Genomic DNA, 19,423 nt, shown 5'->3' on the forward strand with positions numbered 1-19,423 from the left:
CGGCATCCCGTTTAGCCGTCAGCAAAAAGTCGATGGTCTGAGCTTCAGTATCGACTGCACGGTACCGGTATTTCCACTGGCCCCTGACCCTGATGTCCGTTTCATCCATTCGCCACCGGCGCCCCGCGGCACGTTTATGCCGACGGAACGCCTTATCCAGCAGCGGGACAAGACGAATGACCCAGCGGTGAAGCGTGGAATGATCGACGATGATACCCCGCTCTGCCATCATCTCCTCCAGATTGCGCAGGCTCAGGGCATAAGCCAGATACCAGCGTACACACTGAGCAATTATATCGACGGGATAATGCAGGCGTTTGAAGGATTTTTGGATCAGGGGCATGGTCAGCAATATCATAAAAAAACAGTAGATTACCAGAATGTCTGCTTAATGCGACAGAACCAATTTATGTCGCCTTGTTGTTTACAGTGCTGGTAGTCATCACGGTTTAAAGCGTGAAATAACCAGCACTACTGGTAGGGACGTAAAAAGGCCACCCGTTGGTTGCGGGTGGCGCAGTTCAGACGCTATCCCGTGAAGGTTGTACGCTGACCGGGCGCTTCGCCACCCGGTTAAAGACCAGGTTCAGGGTGACCGAGGCCAGGCAGGCGGCGCTAATGCCAGAATGGAAAATGGTGCGAACCCAGTTGGGGAACTGGTCGTAAAACGAAGGCATCACTATCGGGATCATGCCGAAGGCGATAGAGGTCGCCACCACCACCAGATTCATGTTCTCTTTGTAATCCACTTTAGCCAATGTACGGATGCCGCTGGCCGCCACTGTGCCAAACAGCACCACGCCTGCGCCCCCCAGGACCGGCATCGGCACCGCCGCCACGATTCTGCCCAGTATCGGCAGGCAGCCCAGCAGTACCAGGATCACGCCGCCCGCCGCCACCACGTAGCGGCTTTTAATGCCGGTCATCGCCACCAGCCCGATATTCTGCGCAAACGCGCTCTGAGGGAAGGAGTTAAACAGGGGCGCCAACGCGCTGGTCAGCATATCCGCCCGCAGACCATTAGCGATACGTTTGCCATCCACGTTCGAGCCGACAATTTCCCCAATGGCGATCAGTCCGGCGGTGGTTTCCGTTAACAGTACCAGCACAATCAACATCATCGACAAAATAGACGCCAAATCAAACACTGGCATGCCGAAACTCAGCACTCCCGGCAACGCCACCAGATCGCCATGGAGCACCGCAGAAAAATGGGTTTTACCCGTGGCTACAGCAAACAGGGTCCCCAGTACCATCGCCAGCAGCACCGCCAGTCTTTTCACCGCACTGTTACCAATGCGGTTCAGCAGCAGCACTATCCCCAGCGTCAACGCGGCCAGACCAATATTCGTCGTTGAACCCCATTCTGGCGCAGATGGATTTCCGCCCATCGCCCAACGAGCAGCCACCGGCATCAGCGACAGTCCAATGGCCGTAATCACCGTCCCGGTCACGACTGGCGGGAAAAAACGAATGATATGCGCAAACAATGGGGCAATCAGCAGCCCTGCCAGCGATGAAGCAATCACCGCGCCGAACACCACAGGCAACCCACCGCCGCCGCTCACCAACGTTACCATCGTCGCTACGCCGGCAAAGGAGACGCCCTGCACCAACGGCAGGCGAGCGCCAAAACCAGGCACACCCAATGCCTGCAGCAAGGTAGCACAACCGCTAATGAACAGCGCGGCAGTCACCAACATCCCCAGCTCGGCAGCATGCAACCCGGCGGCGGACCCAATAATCAACGGGGGCGCGATAATGCCGCCGTACATGGTGAGCACATGTTGCACTCCCCAGACAAGGGATTTCCCTGCCGGATAACGCGTATCTTCTGGCCTGATACTCATGTTTTCCCCTTCAATGCTTATCCCACCGCAGCAGGCTCCGTCTCACAATAATCCCAACCTAATCATCCTGGCCGCAGGAAGATGGTCCGCGAGCAAATGCCCAGGCGCTTATGCCTGGGGTCGCTCATACAACCAACGATCTTGCAACGTGAAGCTATGCAGGGGGTATCAACAGCCCCGGTAGGTGGACCATGACCAGGGTGATATCAGAAACGGCAGATGATAATGACTGCCCGTTTCCGACAGCACAAAATCAATCTGCGCACTGACATAGAGCGTATCGCGCCCAGAGGCCGCGAAGTAAGCGCCGATTTCGGCAATCAAACGGTAATGTCCGGGCGCCAACGACTCTGGTGTCAGACCGTTAATTCGCCCTTCGGCGTCGGTATTCCCCTGAGCAATCGGCAGCCAGCCCTGACTACTGTTCTGCTCCAGAGAAACCACTACACCAATCGCCGGTTTACCCAGCGCGGTGTCAAGAATGTGGGTGGTGATGGTACTCATTGAAATGTCTCCTTCAGACGCAACAGCGTGATTTCCCGTAACTGATCAAGCGCCTCCTGCAGTTCCCGCTGTGGGTCGTTCGCCAGACGGCGCTGCAGTTCTGACAGAATCTCTTCGCCGCTACGCCCTTTGGCGCGAATCAAAAACACCTGACCAAAACGTTGTTCATAAGCCGCATTCCCCGCTTTCAGCGCCTGCTTCAGCGGATGGTCGTCAACGTTAACGCCAGACTGCTCCCCCAGGGATAATGCCGCTTCTTTCGCCTGGCCCTGCGCCTTCTCGCCAATGCGTGGATGGGCTGACAGTGCCTGGGCCAGTGACCGGGCGTCCCACTGCCGGGCCAGGTTATCGCCACATTGCAACAGTGCCTCCAGCGAGGCAAAAGGCCGCTGTGCGACCAGCGCCGTAACCCAGTCATGCAATGCCACGCAGTGGGCTATCTGCTTTTTTGCCTCAGCTATCGATACCTGATTAAATTGTTCCAGTTTCATTTGTCGCTCCGCTCCAACTGGCGGCATACCTTTCCGCCATGATATTCATCCAGGAATGTGTCAGAGGAATGCCTTCCTTCACGTTGTAGCAACATCACGCACCACCCGATCATAGGCCTGGATCGCGCTGGCGACGTCTTTCTCCATCACCGATTCTGCCGGATGATGGCTGATGCCACGGTCACAGCGCACGAACAACATCCCCACGGGCCAACGCTCAGCGATAGCAATAGCATCGTGTCCTGCCCCGCTTGGCAGCAACAGGCTACGGCCCTGAACCGCGGTTACCGCACGGTTCAGCGCAGCCTGCAATCCTGCATCACAGCGGGTCGCCGGGATGTGATAATACTCTTCAGCACTGAAGATCAGTCCCCGACGCCGGGCAATAGCTTCCGCCTTGCTCAGCAACGCAGACAGCAGGGTCGCCAGCGGTTGATCTTCCGGTCCCCGAACATCCAGCGTCAGTGCTACCTCGCCGGGGATAACATTTACCGCGCCGGGCGAGCACTGTAATGAGCCAACCGTCGCGACCAGTTGAGGACTGTGCTGCGGGGTGATCTGCTCAATAAACACCATCCATTCGGCCGCCGCCGCCAGGGCGTCTTTACGGTGGGTCATCGGTACTGTTCCCGCATGACCCGCCTCGCCGACAAAGCGACAGTTCAGACGGTGGGCGCCATTGATGGCCGTCACCACTCCCAACGGCAGTTCTTCCCGTTCAAGGCAAGGCCCCTGCTCAATATGCAGTTCCAGATAGGCGACAATGTCTTTCACTTCACGCGCCGCCTGCCGCACAGCGCTGGCATCCAGTCCAACAGCCGCCATCGCTTGCGCGACAGTGATGCCGTCATCATCAGGATGCGCTATCCAACTGTCAGGCCAGGTGCCGGTAATCCCCCGACTGCCCAGCAGGGTAATGCCAAAACGAGTGCCTTCTTCATCGCCAAAACCAATGATCTCCACCGCCAGCGGCAGCCGTTGACCTGCGGCCTGTAGCGACTGCACGATTTCAATCGCCGTCAGCACGCCGAGCATGCCGTCAAAACGTCCGGCGTTCCGGACCGTATCCAGATGGGAACCCAGTAACAGCGCGGGCGCTCCCGGTTTAAGACCTTCGTAGCGACCACAAATATTGCCGACGCTGTCCTGCCAGACGGTCATCCCTGCCGCCGCCATCCATTCCCCGACTAGCGCGTTGGCGCGCAGATGCTCCGAAGAGAGATACACACGGGTCAGAAACCCCGGCGTTTCGCTGATTTCTGCCAATTGATCGCAGCGAGCCATCACCCTGGCGGCCGCCTGTGCCGCCTGTGTCGCACACATCAGGCCGTCACTCATCAGCAACTCCCATTGGCGTAATGGTCCCAGGCTGCCTGCATGGCCGCACCCTGAGTGGTGTTGAACCCCAGATAGTTCAGCACTGACTCCAGGGCGCTTAACGTCTGCATCACACAGTCTTTACGGGCGTTATAACCCATGGTGCCAATACGCCAGACCTTGCCGTGCAGCGGCCCGAACGAGGTACCAATCTCAATGCCGAAATCTTCCAGCAACAGTTTGCGCACCTGATCACCATTGATGCCCGGCGGGATTACCACGCCAAGCACATTATTCATTTTGTGTTTCAGGTTCCCGAAGGTATCCAGCCCCATGCCCTGGATCCCCTTCAATAACGCATCGCCATGCAACTTGTGGCGGGCAATGCCGTTATCCAGGCCTTCCTGCAGGATCAGTCGCGCACATTCACGTGCGCCAAACAGGGCGGAGGTCGCTTCCGTATGGTGATTAAGACGTTCCGGCCCCCAGTAATCCATGATCATGCCGAGGTCGAAATAGTTGGAGTAGATCATCTCGTCATCGCCATCCTGATGCGCGGCGGTACGGATCCCTTCTTCCACACATTTACGCTGGCGGATGACCGCCGCCATCTCAGCACTAAGCGTGACTGGCGAGGTACCGGATGAACCACCGAGGCATTTCTGCATCCCGGCGGAAACCGCATCCAGTCCCCAGGCATCGGTTTCCAAAGTATTACCGGCCAACGACGCAGTGGCATCGGTATAGAACAACACACCGTACTTTTTACAAATCGCGCCCAACGCTTCCAGAGGCTGCAGCATGGTTGTCGAAGTGTCGCCCTGCACCGTCAGCAACAGGCGTGGGCGCACGGTTTTGATCGCGTCTTCAATCTGATCCGGGCTGAAGACTTCACCCCATGGCGCATCAATAGTCTGTACCTCGGCACGGCAGCGACGGGCTATCTCACACAGCAAATGTCCAAAGCGGCCGAAGACCGGCACCAGTACTTTATCGCCGGGGCGAATAACCGACAGCAGGATTGCCTCGATCCCGGCACGAGACGTTCCATCTACCAGCATCGTCCAGCGATTCTGCGTACGAAATACGCCACGATACAGTTCCATCACTTCGTTCATGTAGTGCGTCATCGCCGGATCGTACTGGCCGATCAACTGGCTGGACATGGCTCGCAACACGCGCGGATCGGCATTGATCGGCCCCGGGCCCATCAGCAAACGCTGTGGCGGATTAATCTGCGGGTACTTGGCTAAATCCATCTGTTCTATCCTTCTTCTCGCTTCTCTTATAAACACGATACGCTCAGCTAAGACCGCGCACCGATGAGATAAACTGTTTCAGCTCAGTAGTTTGTGGGCTGGCGAACACAGTTTTACTGTCCCCCTGCTCCCACACGCGCCCCTGATGCATAAATACCACGCGATCACCCACTTCACGGGCGAAATTCATTTCATGGGTCACCAGGATCAGTGTCATCCCTTCTTTCGCCAACTGCTCCAGCACCTTCAGCACTTCCCCAACCAATTCGGGATCGAGAGCGGAGGTAATTTCATCGCACAATAATACTTTCGGTGACATCGCCAGCGCCCGGGCAATCGCCACACGTTGCTGTTGCCCACCAGAAAGGTTGGCTGGGTAATAATCTATCCGGTCGCCCAGACCGACTTTCTCCAGCATCTGTACTGCCAGCGCCCGGCATTCAGCTTCTTTTTTCTTCAGCACACACTTAGGTGCCAGCATGACATTTTCCAGTGCGGTCATATGGGGGAACAGATTAAAGTTCTGGAACACCATGCCGACCGAACGGCTAATTTCTCGCGCCTGAGAATCACGATCGGTAATGGTCATGCCACCCAGTTTGATGCTGCCTTCCTGATAGCCTTCCAGCCCATTAATGCAACGCAGCAGGGTACTTTTACCTGATCCGCTACGGCCAATAATCGAGATCACTTCCCCTATTTCCACGTCGAGATCCACGCCTTTCAACACGTGGTTATCACCGTAATATTTCTGCACCTGATTAATGGTGATGAGCGGCATTAAATTTCTTCTCCAGGTACTGGCTGTAACGGGACAGCGGATAACACATCAGGAAGTAGCCCAGCGCTACCAGCCCGAATACTTTGAAGGGTTGATAGGTTACGTTATTGAGGATGGTGCCCGCTTTGGTCAACTCGACAAAGCCGATAATCGAAGCCAGCGCCGTACCTTTTACAACCTGTACGGCAAACCCCACCGTGGGGGCGATGGCAATCCGCAGAGCCTGCGGCAGAATCACGCGATACAGCGTCTGGGTAAAATTCAATCCCAGGCAGCGACTGGCTTCCCATTGTCCTTTCGGCAGCGCTCTGATACTGCCATGCCAGATATCCACCAAAAACGCGCTGGTATAAAACGTCAACGCCAGCGAAGCTGCGGTCCATGGCGACACATCCACGCCAAACAACGCCACGCCGAAAAAAGCCAGAAACAACTGCATCAGTAGCGGCGTGCCCTGGAACAGTTCGATATAACCGCGAATCAATCGGTTAGGCCAGCGGCGCCCCGTCAACCGAAGCATGACCAGCGGCAACGCGACCACCGTACCGCCGCAGAAGGCGGTCAGTGATAACAGCAGAGTCCAACGCGCCGCCAGCAGCAAATTGCGCAGGATGTCCCAGTCGGTAAATGTCGTCATTCTGGCGTCACTCCCAACCATTTGCGTCCAGCCGCCAGCAACAGTTGCCGCATCACTATCGACAATACGAGATAGATAAACGTCGCCACCAGATAAACCTCAAAGCTTAAAAAGGTACGCGACTGGATCAGGTTCGCGGCAAAGGTCAGCTCTTCATATGAGACTTGCGATACCACTGACGAACCCAGCATCACAATGATGCACTGACTGACCAGCGCCGGATAAATGCGCTTTAGTGACGGGGGCAATACCACTCGCAGGAAAGTCTGCGAACGAGTCAGGCCCAGTACCCGCCCGGCTTCCCACTGCCCTTTCGGGGTGACCTGGATCCCGGCACGGATGATTTCAGTGCTGTAAGCGCCAAGGTTCACCAGCATCGCCAACAATGCGGCTTCACCCGCAGTCAGCTTCAGCCCCAGATTCGGCAAGCCAAACACGATAAAAAACAACTGGACCACAAATGGCGTGTTACGAATTAACTCAACATAGCCGCCCCACAGGCGGCTGAGTAGTGAAGGTCTGCCACTGCGCAACGCCGCGCCCAGAATACCCAACGCCACCCCACCGATGGTCGCCAATACCGTCAACTGGATGGTGACCCACAACCCGGCAAGCAGTTCAGGCCAGTACGGCCACAGCGCGGGAAAATTGAGCTGTTCAATCATTGCCTGCCCTTACGCGCCGAGATCTGCCGGTAATGGCGCTTTCAGCCACTGTTCAGATAAGCCGTTCAACGTCTTGTCATTAATTGCCTGCTCAATCAGCGCATCCACTTTCGCCTTCAGAGCCGGTTCGTCTTTGCGCATACCGATAAAACACGGAGAATCTTTCAGCATAAATTTCGCGACTGGTGCCTTGTCCGGGTTCTGGCGGGCAATCGCCGCCACCACCAGGTTACCGGTCGCCACAAACTGCACCTGGCCGGAGAGATAAGCGGACAGCGTGGTATTGTTATCTTCATAACGCTTCAATTGTGCGTCTTTCGGCGCGACATCGGTCAGCACCAGGTCCTCCACCGCCCCGCGAGTAACACCGACTGATTTGCCGCTCAGTCCGGCAGCATCTTTCAGTTCAACGTCTTTCGGACCAAACACGCCGAGGAAAAACGGCGCATAAGCACGGCTAAAAGCGATCACTTTTTCACGCTCCGGGTTTTTACCCAGGCTGGAGATCACCAGATCAACCTTGTCAGTCTGCAGATAAGGCACCCGATTGGCGCTGGTGACCGGTACCAACTGCAATTTAAGTTTCATCTGTTTAGCCAGGTATTTCGCCATATCTATGTCGTATCCCTGTGGTTGCAAGTCAGTCCCCACCGAACCAAACGGGGGGAAATCCTGCGGCACGGCAATGCGAATAACGCCACGTTTTTCAATGTCCTGTAGTTGATCCGCCCGGGCTAATGTCATCTGAGTCAACATCAGCGCCGCGCCTAACACTGCCAGTAATACTTTTTTCATTTTTTTCTTCCCCGGTGATGGCGTTTATGAAACGAAAGATTCTTTAAATACATATTTGCAACTAATGTGCCAGCGAGGTCAAAAACACACTAATTATTTTTGGCCGCCAGCCTCAAATGGCATAAAAGCGGCAAAAGAGAGTGTTCCAGGAGGAGTAGATAAGCCCAGTGACTGGCGTTAATGGGTGTCGTCCACCACGGCAACCTGAAGTATCACAAGGATAAATGTCGATATTTCGCGGTGGTGAAACGGAGGGAATACGATGAAGGAGGCAGAAGTGTGGTGACGGGTCATAGATCAGCAGCAGTATCAATGCCAGTCCCTGACAAAGAAACATTGGTTGCATAATATATAATTACGAACCCAATGACTCATATTTCGCACCAATAAAAAGCAGTGCACCAAAATGGCGCCCCATTAGCGTTGCTCCAGCTCATCCAGGTGGCGGTAAAGGTCAGCAATTTGATGAATACGTTGACGGCCTTCACTCAACGATTCATGTAATACAGCGTTAGCCAGCAGGTTGATTAAACTGTTTGCCGAGGCGTAGCTGTCAAAAGCGGAAACGCTATCCAGCGGCGCGCAAAGTTGCCAGCGGGCCAACGCCATCACCGCCTGCGCCTGGGGTTCACACATCACCAGCGTCGGGATCTTGTCATTTTGTAGTTGCTGTAATAACGGTTTGATAATCCGTGGACGACGACGAAAAGCCATCACCACCACCATATCGTCCGGTGTCACCCCGGCCAGTTCTTCCGACAGCGTCTGCCCTGGCTGCGGCAATAGCCGAATACCGCTTCGCGCTTGCAACAACTGCTGACGAAAATGCAGCGCTACCGGATAGGCATTCCGCATCCCAATGATAAATATCCGTTTTTTGCTAACCAGTTGTTGCACTACTTCGCTAAACTGCGCAGCGTCAACACTGTTCACCCACTGAGTGAGATTGGCCATCTCCTGCTTATAGTGACGGGCCAGCAGTGTGTTGCCCTGTACCGCATCCCGATTATCGGTCAGCGGCATGCCGCTCTGGCGCAGAGTACGCAGCTCGTCACGCATATCCTTGTATTTTTCATAGCCGAGGCGTTTGAACAGACGACTGACCGTCGCCTTGGAGACACCGCTGAGCCGCGCCAGTTCCGCGCTGTTATAGCTGATCAGGTCGTCGAAATGATCGAAAACGAAATCAGACACACGTTGTTCCTGAGGAGAAAGCTGCGGATAGTGACTTCTCAAACGCTCATCAAGCTGCTTCATAACATCGGCCTTTGTAACTTTCGTTTCAGGAGACATAGCCTATACAAATAACACACCAGGTGAAAATTTTTTCGTTTATCCCACTCATCGTTCAAACCACTGGCGTGTTGGACCCGTGCTGACATTTTTTACCCCTCCGACAAACTGGAACATCTCTTGCTTCAGTTATCTCCTGTACCCCGAAAAAATGAGACTATGATGATCCAAAGTAATATCGCGCCGCTCGGTATGGTCGTAACGCCGCATCATCTGGCCAGCGAAAGTGCGCTGGCTGTATTACGCGAAGGCGGCAACGCCATTGAAGCGATGGTCGCCGCCGCCGCCACAATCGCGGTCGTCTATCCGCACATGAATGGACTGGGCGGCGATGGTTTCTGGCTGATTGTCCCGCCAAAAGGTTCTCCAATCGCCATTGATGCCAGCGGCGCGGCAGGTTCGCTGGCCGACTTCAGCTTCTATGCTGGGGCAACCGCTATCCCTCACCGTGGAGTAAAAGCGGCACTGACCGTCGCCGGAACAGTCAGTGGCTGGGCTGAAGCGCTGAAAGTCTCCGGGGAATTGACCGGCAACGTCAAACCGGTTTCACGCCTGCTGGCCGATGCTATCCGCTACGCCGCTGACGGTATTCCCGTTACTCCGTCGCAGGCTGCCGCCACCCAGAGCAAATATCACGAACTGGTGCATCAACCTGGCTTTGCCAGCACCTTTTTGCCGGAGGGCGAAATCCCCCCTGTTGGCAGTCGCTTTACTCAGCCGGATCTGGCTAACACGCTGGGTATTCTGACGGAACAGGGATTAGATAGTTTCTATCGCGGCTCACTGGCGAGCCAGTTGGCGAGTGAGATGTCGGCGTTAGGCATGCCAGTCACCCTTGAAGATCTCCACCAGCACCACGCCAAACGCCGGACGCCACTGCGCATTGCGCACCAGTCCGGTGACATCTTCAATATGCCGCCCCCCACTCAGGGACTGGTTTCACTGGCCATTCTCGGTATTACCGACCACCTGAACATGGCCGAAGCCGATGACGCGCAGACCATCCACCGCATTGTGGAAGCGACAAAACTGGCCTTCGGCCTGCGTGATCAATACCTCACCGATCCACGCGAGATGCAGCAACAGATGCAAACACTGCTGGATTCTGATCTCCTGGCGACCCTGGCGGGAAAAATCGATCTGCAACACGCCGCACCATGGGGGAGCGGAAAAGGCCCAGGCGATACCGTGTGGATGGGGGTGATGGACAGCAGCGGGTTGGCTGTCTCGTTTATTCAAAGCATTTATCACGAGTTCGGCAGTGGTGTGGTAATCCCGCGCACCGGCATTACCTGGCAGAACCGTGGAGCGGCCTTCAGCCTCGATCCCGATCACCTGTTGGCGCTGGCGCCAGGCAAACAGCCATTCCATACCCTGAATCCTGCCGCCGCACGTCTGAATGATGGCCGGGTAATGGTTTACGGTTCAATGGGCGGTGACGGCCAGCCACAAACTCAGGCGGCTATTTTCACCCGCTATGTATTACAGGGCATGCCGCTGCAGACATGTGTCAGCGCCCCGCGTTGGTTGCTGGGCCGCACCTGGGGGCAGTCGTCTGATTCACTGAAGCTGGAAGGTCGCTTTACCGCTGAAACCTTTGATCAACTGCGGGCGCTGGGCCATGACGTCGAAACATTGCCTGACTTCAGCGAAGCCGTCGGCCACGCCGGGGCGATTGTCCGACATACCAACGGCATGCTGGAAGGCGCATGTGACCCGCGCAGCAACGGCAGCGCGGCTGGTTTTTAACAGGAGAGAACCATGAAACAAACTTCGCCCGACTGGGCAACCTGGCTGGCACAGATGGAACAGGTGCTGGGCGTCACGCTTGATGAGCAGCGCCGCGCTGAACTGTTGGTACATTTCACCCGTATCGCCGGTATGGCGGAACCACTGATGGCCTTTCCGCTTGATGATCGTCTGGAAGTCGCGGGGGTATACAAAGCATGAGCCTTGCCACGTTATCTATTGCCGGGCTCAAGACTGCGCTGGCGAAAGGCGAACTCAGCGCGCGGGAGATTGCCCAGCAAACCTTGCAGGCGATTGAGCAGCAAAATCCGCTCATCAACGCCTGGACTGATATCACTCAACATCGCATGCTACAGGAAGCCGACCGCATTGATCGCCTGCGTAAAGACGGTTTGCCGCTGCCTGAACTGGCCGCGATCCCTTATGCGGTAAAAAATCTGTTTGATGTCGCCGGTCATACCACACTGGCCGGCGCCAGACTGTTCAGCGAACGTCCGGCGGCCCGGCAAGATAGCTGGGCGGTACACAAACTGGCGGAAGCCGGCGCCCTGCTGTCCGGCATGCTGAATATGGATGCTTATGCTTACGGTTTCACTACCGAAAACAGTCATTACGGCGCAACCAAAAACCCACGTGACCTGAGCCGGATTGCCGGGGGGTCCTCTGGCGGCTCAGCGGCAGCTGTCGCCGCCGGTCTGGTTCACTTCTCTCTCGGCAGCGATACCAATGGGTCGATCCGTGTGCCCGCGTCACTCTGCGGTATCTTCGGCATGAAACCAACCTTTGGCCGACTTTCCCGCAGCGGTAGCCATCCATTTGTCGCCAGCCTGGATCACATTGGTCCGTTTGCCCGTTCCACAGAAGATCTGGCGCTGGTTTACGATGCATTGCAAGGCCGCGATCCGCAGGACAGTTTCCAGGCCGAAAAAGCCCTTCATCCCACCCACCGTTTGCTGGAACACGGGCTGGACGGTTTGCGCTGCGGCGTGCTGGGCGGCTATTTCCAGACCTGGTGCAGCGAGGATGCCCGCATCGCCGTGGCAACAGCGGCAAAAGTGCTGAATGCGCAGGATGAGGTCATGCTGCCTGAAGCCGAACTGGCGCGTAATGCGGCATTTATCATCTCCGCCTCTGAGGGCGGCAATCACTATCTACCGGCCCTGCGCAGTAATCCCGAACGCTTTGAACCGCGCTCTCGCGAGCGCCTGCTCGCCGGCGCCATGGTGCCTGCCGCCTGGTATATTCAGGCGCAACGCTTCCGTCATTATTTCCGTCAGCAGGTGCTGCCGCTGTTTGAACAGTTTGACGTACTGATCGCCCCCGCCACACCAGTCAGCGCAACCTCTATCGGCCAGGAAACGATGCCTGTCAATGGGACTGATTTGCCGATCCGCGCCAGTATGGGGATATTGACGCAGCCGATCTCCTTCCTCGGTCTGCCGGTCACGACCGTGCCGTTGCAAACATCGCATGGCCTGCCGATTGGCCTGCAACTGATTGCCGCACCGTTCAAAGAAGAAGCCTGCCTGCGCGCCGCCTGGACGTTGGAACAAGCGGGTATTGCCCGCGCGCTGCCTGCTAACCTGAGTGCATCATGATGAAAACTGAATACATTGACCGCCCGGCGATCCTGGCTGAAGTTACCGCCGCCTTTTATCGCTATGAAGAAGCATTAATCACGAACAATACCGTGGTGCTGGACGAACTGTTCTGGCATGACAGCCGCACCGTCCGGCTGGGCGCCGGAGAAAATTTATACGGTATTGATGCAATTCGCGCTTTCCGTGCCGCCCGCCCGGCGCAGGGGCTGGATCGCGAGTTACGTAACACGGTGATCAGCACCTTCGGAGAAGATTACGCAGTGTGCAGTACCGAGTTCACTCGTGAAGGCAGCGACAAGATTGGCCGCCAACAACAGACCTGGGTAAAACTGCCCTGCGGCTGGCGTATTGTCGCGGCACAGGTCAGTCTGATGAGCTAAATACGACTGGCGATGGCGGGTCAAGATCCGCTTACTGTATTCGGTTTGATCAACGGCATACGGTCCGGGATACGCCACCCCGTACCCTCTTACATGGTATGGGGTGTTATCAGAGCAACAAGATAACGCCCCCTGCTTTTTTTCAGCGGATCGCAGCCAACACCGCGCCACGAGAGCTGGCCTGTAGCAATTGCGCCAGCCTAACCTCATCACTGACCACCTCATTTAGCGCTTCCAGCAGGCCGATGTGCGCCAGATTGCAGGAAGGCACCAGGATAATCATCAGTAACGGATTAATACTCACCGACACATCATCAAATTGCAGCGGATGCTTGAGTTTCAGTAAAGAAAGCGCGCCGCTTCCTCCTTGCGCTGGCGGTTCGGCATGGAGCAGTAAAATCCGGGACGACAGATAGCGATTCACCCCTTCCCGTTCAATCGTCTCCACTATTTGTGCAACATATTGCTGGCCAATCACTCCCTGTTCCAGCAATGGCCGCGCCGCAAGTTGAACAGCGGCACGCCAGCGGCAATGACGACCACAATAATTGACTCGCCCCTGTAGATACTCCACCAGCTTGTTTTTATACCGGGATTTAACCACCGGAGATGCCTGATCATCGCCATTTTCCAAAAGCAGACGCAGTTGCCATTTTTCATGCGTACCCAACATATGCTGAACACGCATCACCGTCACGCCCGGAAAATCATCGGCTGCCAGTGCAACCGTACTCACCACCAGACGAATATTATCGGGTATCCCCTGTAGTTCCAGTTGGCTGACCGAGTAATGATCGATCGCTAATGGCAGGATGGTCAGATTGCGCAGTTGATTTTCCAGGATTGCAGTGGAAGACACCCCCCCTTCGGTGACCAACAGGACGGGCTGTTCACGGGTTTCTCGCCGTTTATCGAGCCATGCCGCAAAACTGATCGCTATATAGCTCAGTTCATCATCGCTAAAAACAACCTGATACGCCTGCTCAAGCGTCGCAATCACCTGACGACACAATCGGAAAATAAGTGGATAACGCTGGATCACCTCTTCCCGCAATACATTCTCACTGTGAATATGGAACAGACAGCGCTGCAACGCCGGACCAAGATGAGCAAATAAACGTACCGCCAGTTGGGAAATATCGACAAAATAAACACCCGAAAGAGACTGAAAATCCGTAATCAGGCGATGAATACCGGCCATCAAATGGTGATCCTCCCGGCTATCACCCGGTCGACTGTTCAGACTTTTACTGGTAGAAAGCAGCAAACAGAAAAACAGCGTGTTGTTGGCACCAGCCTGACATCCCAACAAGTCAGCCAGTGTGGCATTAAGCAACGCCGCGGCTTCGCATTCCACTCTGCGGCGTAGCCAGGTCACCTGCGCGGCACTAAAGATAACCTCTTTTCCCTGCAACATCTGCAACAGACAAAACAGCACCATAAGGTGCATCAGTCGTCGGTCTTTGTCGGTGAAGGCTCGTCTGAGATGCTGCTCCGCCAGAGTCATCGCCTGTTCCGCTGCCTGCCGGGCACAATCAGCGGATACGCCCTGCTCTGCCAACTGGCTCAGTAACATACCGGTGATACGCTTTTCCGCCTGAGTATCCGCGTACTTCAGCGAGTGTTGCAGCGTTTGCATGACACATAGCCTGATCCGCAGCATATCGCCGGTGATGCAATAACCGTTTTTTTTGCTCGCTGACAGTGTCAGGCGATGCTCACGCCACAGATACGTTTTCAGCCTCTGCAAATCGTGAAGCGTGGTGTTGCGGCTGACATTATTCAATTGAGAAATCGCCAGGCTAAATCGCGGAGCGTGACGACAGACAAGGAACAGCAAGATATGGTCGCGTCGCTCATCGGCCCGCAGCTTGTAGTCCGCGCCCACTAACTGAGCCAATTTTGCGAGAATATGACCAGATTCTCCCAGGCCAAATCGCAACCCGGTGTCAGACTGCCGGGTCAGTGGCGAAAAATGTTGCTGGCACAGCCAGTCGTTAATTTTCTCCCAGCGATAGTAGAAATTCCGTTGCGGCAGACCGATCCGCTGACAAAGATCATTAATGGATAAACCTGGCTCGGTCGCCACTTCTTTTAGAATGGTGATAGCAAGGTGGTCAAGTTGCATACTTTATCTCTTAACAGCCGGTGCATTCAGCACCGGCAGCGATTCCATTCAAAGAAACGAAGGGAAAGGCAGGTCCGTTTCCGCCGCAAAAATATCCGGAAAACCGCGAGGATGCTGATAGACCCGGCGATGTTTATCCTGAGGATAAACAAATTTCCCACCCGGCTGCCAGATAAACGGAACAAACTGATACTGCAAACGATCACGCCGCATAGCATACAGGGTCAGGATTTCGTTACAGTCAGCCAGCATATTGCTCCAGATATCATGGTGAACCGGGATAATGACCTCGGTTCGTAATGCTTCCGCCATCCGCAGGATATCAACGGCCGTCATTTTGTCGGTGATACCAATCGGGTTTTCGCCAAATGAACCCAACGCAATGTCGATTTTGTGCGCCCGGCCATGCTGCGCATACATATTGGAGTAGTGGGAGTCGCCTGAATGATAAATATTGCCGCCCGGCGTTTTCAGCAAATAGCTGACCGAGCGCAGATCCATATCCGGGATCACGCTATCACAGTCGGCCAGCGGGATCGGCGGATCAGTGATCAGAATAGTACGGTCACAGGACTCCAGCACAACGATCTCCATATCCTTTATCCTGACAACATCACCCGGCTTCACCACCCGACAACGATCCTGCGGCACTCCCCACTGCGTCCACAGGTCTACACAGGCCTGAGGACCAATAAAAGGCACGTCTTCACCACAGTTTTGCAGTACTGCGGCCGCCACATTGATATCGATATGATCGGCATGATAGTGCGTCGCCAATACCGCATCAATCTGACGAATAGCAAATGGATCAAGGACAAACGGCGTATTACGCAGGTTCGGCTGAGCAATGCGCGCGCCGCTCATCCGGGCCATTTGATGACTGGGTTTCATCGCAGGCAGATCTTTGCGACGTTTACCCGTACCGCACCAGAAATCAATACTGACGTTGGCATTACCGGGCGTTTTCACCCACAACCCGACGCACCCCAGCCACCACATCGCCACCGAGTCGGCCGCCACCTGTTCAGCGGCAATCTCATCATTCAGCCAGCGTCCCCATTCTGGAAAGGTATTGAGGATCCATGATTCGCGGCTGATGTCTTTTACATTATTCATAGTGATATCCTTATTGCTGAACCTGACTGACTATTTTTCGGAAAGCGTTGGCGGCCTGGCCCCGGTCGGCGGCGTTAAGAATGGCACCGCCGACAATGACAATTTCAGGTGTCAGCTGCCGCTGGATGTCAGCAATGCTGTTCAGTGAAATGCCCCCCGCCAATGCCATCGGTAATCCGGTTGCGGCACGAATGTCCGTAAATTCGCGGAAAGCCGCGTTGGGGTCGTCGCCACAATCGGCATTTTTATGCACACACAGCAGCGTCGCGCCCAGCGCTTTCAGCTCGACCGCTCGCTGCACTGGATTACTGACTGATTGCAGATCAAAGACCACTTCGGCCTGATTTTCACCGGCGATAGCCAGCACTTTGCGCACTGCCGTGTCGCTGGCGACGGCCAGCATTGAGTAGTATTCCGGGCGACAGTGCGCCATCAACGTCGCCTCCCGTTCCGGCCCGTCAATAATTTTCATATCCAGAAATAACGGCTTATTCGGGCAAATAGCCCTGATTTCATTGACGATAGCGGTGCCACAGCATTTCAGTAACGAGGTTCCCACCTCTATAATATCGACCTGCGCACCCGCTTCGCGGACGACGGCCAATGCCTGTTGCCGATCTAATAAATCCAGCGCCAGTTGTATTTTCATCATTCCCTCCCGGGGGTTACAGCACCAGCCCGAATGCGGTACCAATAAATTTCAGCAGATATAACAGCGGTAAAAAGATCAGAGTGAAGTCAATATTGGAAAACATCAGTCCGCTGCCAAACAGCGGTCCCATCAAGGGATAAAGCAGGATAATTCCGGCATGGGCTAGCAAACTGGTAACCAGTCCGGCAGCCAGCGCTCCTTTGTAACCACCGTATTTATTGCCGAAAACGCCCATCGTACAGCCGTCAAAGAACATGATTATTGGGCTGGGAAACACAATGATGGCGCAGTTAAACACGATGGTGGCCCCCATAACCAGCAGAGCCCCGGCGACGGAGGCGACAAAACCCAGCATCGCGCCGGTCGGGGAGTAAGGAAACAACGCCGGACAGTCAAGCGCGGGTACGGCATCCGGCAACAGACGATCGGAAATGCCTTTAAAGGCAGGCACCACTGAGCCGATAAACATTCTTACCCCCACCAACAGCACCACAACGCCCGCGGTGAAGGTCAACCCCTGCATGCACAACCAGACTATCCAGTTAGTTTTACCGCTCAACTCGCTGATCCCCTGCTGCCCAACCGACAGTCCAATGCCCAGAAAAATCAGCGGCATCAGGAAGGCGAGAGAAAGGGTGTTATCACGAAACATCGACAGGAATCCCGGAAGCTTGAGTATTTCGGCATCCTGCGCAGGATTGCCCACCCTACGGGCAACCTTACTCGCCAACCAGGCCCCCGCCTGCTGGTGATGCCCAAGCGTCAGATCGTCACCGATGAAATGCTGCGCCAGCTTACGGGTAATGGCTGGCGTCAGCGTCCAGTACAATGCACACAGCACCGCCCCAGTGACAATCAATGTCATCCCACTGATCCCCAGCACACCCGGCAACGACAGCACCATAAAGGTGGCGAGGAACAACTGTATATGCACGGTCAGATAGACGTTCTTGCAACAACGGAACGGGATAATAAAGATAAAAAACAGATGCAGCAGAAAGCCCAGAATAAAGGTCAGTGTGACCTCGTTAGCCAGTTGCAACATCGTCACCCCGAAAGCCGCCTCATTCGCTGGCAGCACGCCCTGAATATTCAGCGTACTGTTGAGTTGGCCCATAATCGGAGTCAGTGAACTGAGCAACGTCCCCGACCCCACGGTTAACACCAGCAGGCCGACGACTGTTTTCACTGTACCATCAATCACTTCCGTGACTTTCTTTCTCTGAAGCAACAACCCGATTAACGCAATCAGTCCCAGAAACAACGGTGCCTTGTCTAATATCTGATAGATAATAAAACCAACAATATCTTGCATCATGTTCTTCTCCAGAACGTTTTATATCCCCGTCATACTTCAAGCCACAAACGACGTGGCGACGCACTGTCTCCATCCCTCAGACACCGTAAGCTCGTCGGGATCCCTTCACTTTTTGCCTTGCTGCAACGCAAATTATTTTGGCTATAATCCCTTTTCTTTCAGGTAATCACCGAGGCTGCTTTCTATTTCTACTTTGCGAACAAAATTAGTCAGCACCAACGTTTTAGCGTGTAATTCTTCGGGCATCGTGACCGCCAACTCACGCGTGGTCACATAAACATCCGCGTTAATGCTGCGAATACTGCCTAAATCACAGGTCTCCACCTGAGCATCGATTTGCATTTTTTTCAGCACTTGCTCGATATTCATTTTGGCAATGACGCTGGACCCTAATCCCATGCCGCACACACAGACAATTTTCATTTTTATTCTCCAGGTTTTGCATGATTAATCGCGCGATACACCTGTTCAGCGTCAGCGCATTGTTTTAAAAAAGGGAGGCTCTCTTCGTCATCCAGATAATTCACCAGTCTGGCTAACAAATGGATATGGCTGTTTTTATCAGTGGCGCACAGAGCAAAAACGATCTGCACCGGATCATTCTCCTCGTTGCCAAAGCAGATCGGCTGCGCCAGCGTGACCATACTGATGCCTGTTTTGATCACCGCCGGGCCGGGGCGTGAATGGGCGAAGGCGATACCAGGCGCCACCACGATATAAGGCCCCAGCATCTCCACTGCACTGATCATCTCAATAATGTAAGAAGGAAAACTATATTGGCTGGCAACCAACAACTCACCCGCAGCGGTAATTGCCTGTCGCCAGTCGCTGGCCACAACTCGCAGACAAATATTTTCTCTGGCAATAATTTCATCCATTACATTCCA

General features: G+C 54.8%; 21 protein-coding genes. 4 read left to right on the top strand and 17 right to left on the bottom strand.

Translation table 11 applies throughout. The features are described 5' to 3' along the window. The 11 genes from EH228_RS11060 to hpxU form a co-directional block, all read right to left on the bottom strand. Positions 1 to 343, bottom strand: a 343-nt coding sequence (locus EH228_RS11060) for an IS6 family transposase (RefSeq protein ID WP_152321722.1), incomplete at its 3' end; no start/stop codon positions are given. Positions 344 to 521: 178 nt separating this feature from the next. Further along, complete coding sequence (locus EH228_RS11065) at positions 522 to 1,850, bottom strand: nucleobase:cation symporter-2 family protein (RefSeq protein WP_152321723.1); 1,329 nt, start codon at positions 1,848 to 1,850, stop codon at positions 522 to 524. 168 nt (positions 1,851 to 2,018) lie between these two features. Continuing rightward, positions 2,019 to 2,354 carry a hydroxyisourate hydrolase gene (uraH, locus tag EH228_RS11070; RefSeq protein ID WP_152321724.1) on the bottom strand — a complete coding sequence of 112 codons (336 nt, stop codon included), beginning with the start codon at positions 2,352 to 2,354 and terminating at the stop codon, positions 2,019 to 2,021. Then, positions 2,351 to 2,845 carry a 2-oxo-4-hydroxy-4-carboxy-5-ureidoimidazoline decarboxylase gene (uraD, locus tag EH228_RS11075; protein WP_152321725.1) on the bottom strand — a complete coding sequence of 165 codons (495 nt, stop codon included), beginning with the start codon at positions 2,843 to 2,845 and terminating at the stop codon, positions 2,351 to 2,353. Before uraD ends, uraH begins: the two co-directional genes overlap by 4 nt. 78 nt (positions 2,846 to 2,923) lie before the next feature. Further along, positions 2,924 to 4,183 carry an allantoate amidohydrolase gene (gene hpxK / locus EH228_RS11080; RefSeq protein ID WP_152321726.1) on the bottom strand — a complete coding sequence of 420 codons (1,260 nt, stop codon included), beginning with the start codon at positions 4,181 to 4,183 and terminating at the stop codon, positions 2,924 to 2,926. After that, positions 4,183 to 5,421: a pyridoxal-phosphate-dependent aminotransferase family protein gene (locus EH228_RS11085; protein ID WP_152321727.1), complete on the bottom strand. Its 1,239-nt coding sequence runs from the start codon at positions 5,419 to 5,421 to the stop codon at positions 4,183 to 4,185. The genes hpxK and EH228_RS11085 overlap by 1 nt, the downstream gene beginning before the upstream one ends. Positions 5,422 to 5,464: 43 nt before the next feature. After that, the gene (locus EH228_RS11090; RefSeq protein ID WP_152321728.1) at positions 5,465 to 6,202 is read right to left on the bottom strand and encodes an amino acid ABC transporter ATP-binding protein; all 738 of its coding nucleotides are present in this window, start codon (positions 6,200 to 6,202) and stop codon (positions 5,465 to 5,467) included. After that, positions 6,183 to 6,839, bottom strand: a complete 657-nt coding sequence (locus EH228_RS11095; protein ID WP_152321729.1) for an amino acid ABC transporter permease — start codon at positions 6,837 to 6,839, stop codon at positions 6,183 to 6,185. The genes EH228_RS11090 and EH228_RS11095 overlap by 20 nt, the downstream gene beginning before the upstream one ends. Beyond that, positions 6,836 to 7,504: an amino acid ABC transporter permease gene (locus EH228_RS11100; RefSeq protein WP_152321730.1), complete on the bottom strand. Its 669-nt coding sequence runs from the start codon at positions 7,502 to 7,504 to the stop codon at positions 6,836 to 6,838. The genes EH228_RS11095 and EH228_RS11100 overlap by 4 nt, the downstream gene beginning before the upstream one ends. A gap of 9 nt (positions 7,505 to 7,513) precedes the next feature. After that, positions 7,514 to 8,299, bottom strand: a complete 786-nt coding sequence (locus EH228_RS11105; protein WP_152321731.1) for a transporter substrate-binding domain-containing protein — start codon at positions 8,297 to 8,299, stop codon at positions 7,514 to 7,516. Positions 8,300 to 8,716: 417 nt separating this feature from the next. Next, entirely contained in the window at positions 8,717 to 9,556 is an 840-nt protein-coding gene (gene hpxU / locus EH228_RS11110; protein ID WP_152321732.1) for a MurR/RpiR family transcriptional regulator HpxU, read from the bottom strand. Positions 9,557 to 9,754: 198 nt separating this feature from the next. Here hpxU and EH228_RS11115 point away from each other — a divergent pair, with 198 nt between their 5' ends. From EH228_RS11115 to hpxZ, 4 genes are read left to right on the top strand one after another with little or no spacing between them, the layout of a single operon-like run. Next, entirely contained in the window at positions 9,755 to 11,341 is a 1,587-nt protein-coding gene (locus EH228_RS11115) for a gamma-glutamyltransferase family protein (protein WP_152321733.1), read from the top strand. Positions 11,342 to 11,353: 12 nt separating this feature from the next. Continuing rightward, entirely contained in the window at positions 11,354 to 11,542 is a 189-nt protein-coding gene (gene hpxX, locus EH228_RS11120; RefSeq protein WP_152321734.1) for an oxalurate catabolism protein HpxX, read from the top strand. Further along, entirely contained in the window at positions 11,539 to 12,939 is a 1,401-nt protein-coding gene (locus EH228_RS11125) for an AtzE family amidohydrolase (RefSeq protein ID WP_152321735.1), read from the top strand. Before hpxX ends, EH228_RS11125 begins: the two co-directional genes overlap by 4 nt. After that, a complete protein-coding gene (gene hpxZ / locus EH228_RS11130) occupies positions 12,936 to 13,322 on the top strand; it encodes an oxalurate catabolism protein HpxZ (RefSeq protein ID WP_193323326.1) in 387 nt (128 codons plus the stop codon). The genes EH228_RS11125 and hpxZ overlap by 4 nt, the downstream gene beginning before the upstream one ends. Before the next feature lie 142 nt (positions 13,323 to 13,464). Here the strand turns inward: hpxZ and EH228_RS11135 are convergent, their stop codons facing one another. The 6 genes from EH228_RS11135 to EH228_RS11160 all read right to left on the bottom strand — a co-directional run bounded on the left by EH228_RS11135 (position 13,465) and on the right by EH228_RS11160 (position 19,414). After that, a complete protein-coding gene (locus EH228_RS11135) occupies positions 13,465 to 15,450 on the bottom strand; it encodes a PRD domain-containing protein (RefSeq protein ID WP_152321736.1) in 1,986 nt (661 codons plus the stop codon). 48 nt (positions 15,451 to 15,498) lie between these two features. Next, entirely contained in the window at positions 15,499 to 16,566 is a 1,068-nt protein-coding gene (ulaG, locus tag EH228_RS11140; RefSeq protein WP_152321737.1) for an L-ascorbate 6-phosphate lactonase, read from the bottom strand. A 10-nt stretch (positions 16,567 to 16,576) separates the two neighbouring features. Beyond that, a complete protein-coding gene (locus EH228_RS11145; RefSeq protein WP_193323327.1) occupies positions 16,577 to 17,215 on the bottom strand; it encodes an orotidine 5'-phosphate decarboxylase / HUMPS family protein in 639 nt (212 codons plus the stop codon). Between the two features lie 16 nt (positions 17,216 to 17,231). Continuing rightward, complete coding sequence (locus tag EH228_RS11150) at positions 17,232 to 18,536, bottom strand: PTS ascorbate transporter subunit IIC (protein WP_152321739.1); 1,305 nt, start codon at positions 18,534 to 18,536, stop codon at positions 17,232 to 17,234. 141 nt (positions 18,537 to 18,677) lie between these two features. Then, the gene (locus tag EH228_RS11155; protein ID WP_152321740.1) at positions 18,678 to 18,959 is read right to left on the bottom strand and encodes a PTS sugar transporter subunit IIB; all 282 of its coding nucleotides are present in this window, start codon (positions 18,957 to 18,959) and stop codon (positions 18,678 to 18,680) included. 2 nt (positions 18,960 to 18,961) lie between these two features. Beyond that, positions 18,962 to 19,414 carry a PTS sugar transporter subunit IIA gene (locus EH228_RS11160; RefSeq protein ID WP_152321741.1) on the bottom strand — a complete coding sequence of 151 codons (453 nt, stop codon included), beginning with the start codon at positions 19,412 to 19,414 and terminating at the stop codon, positions 18,962 to 18,964. Positions 19,415 to 19,423: the final 9 nt, after the last annotated feature.

Source organism: Erwinia endophytica (assembly GCF_009295515.1).
Classification (GTDB): Bacteria; Pseudomonadota; Gammaproteobacteria; order Enterobacterales; family Enterobacteriaceae; genus Erwinia; species Erwinia endophytica.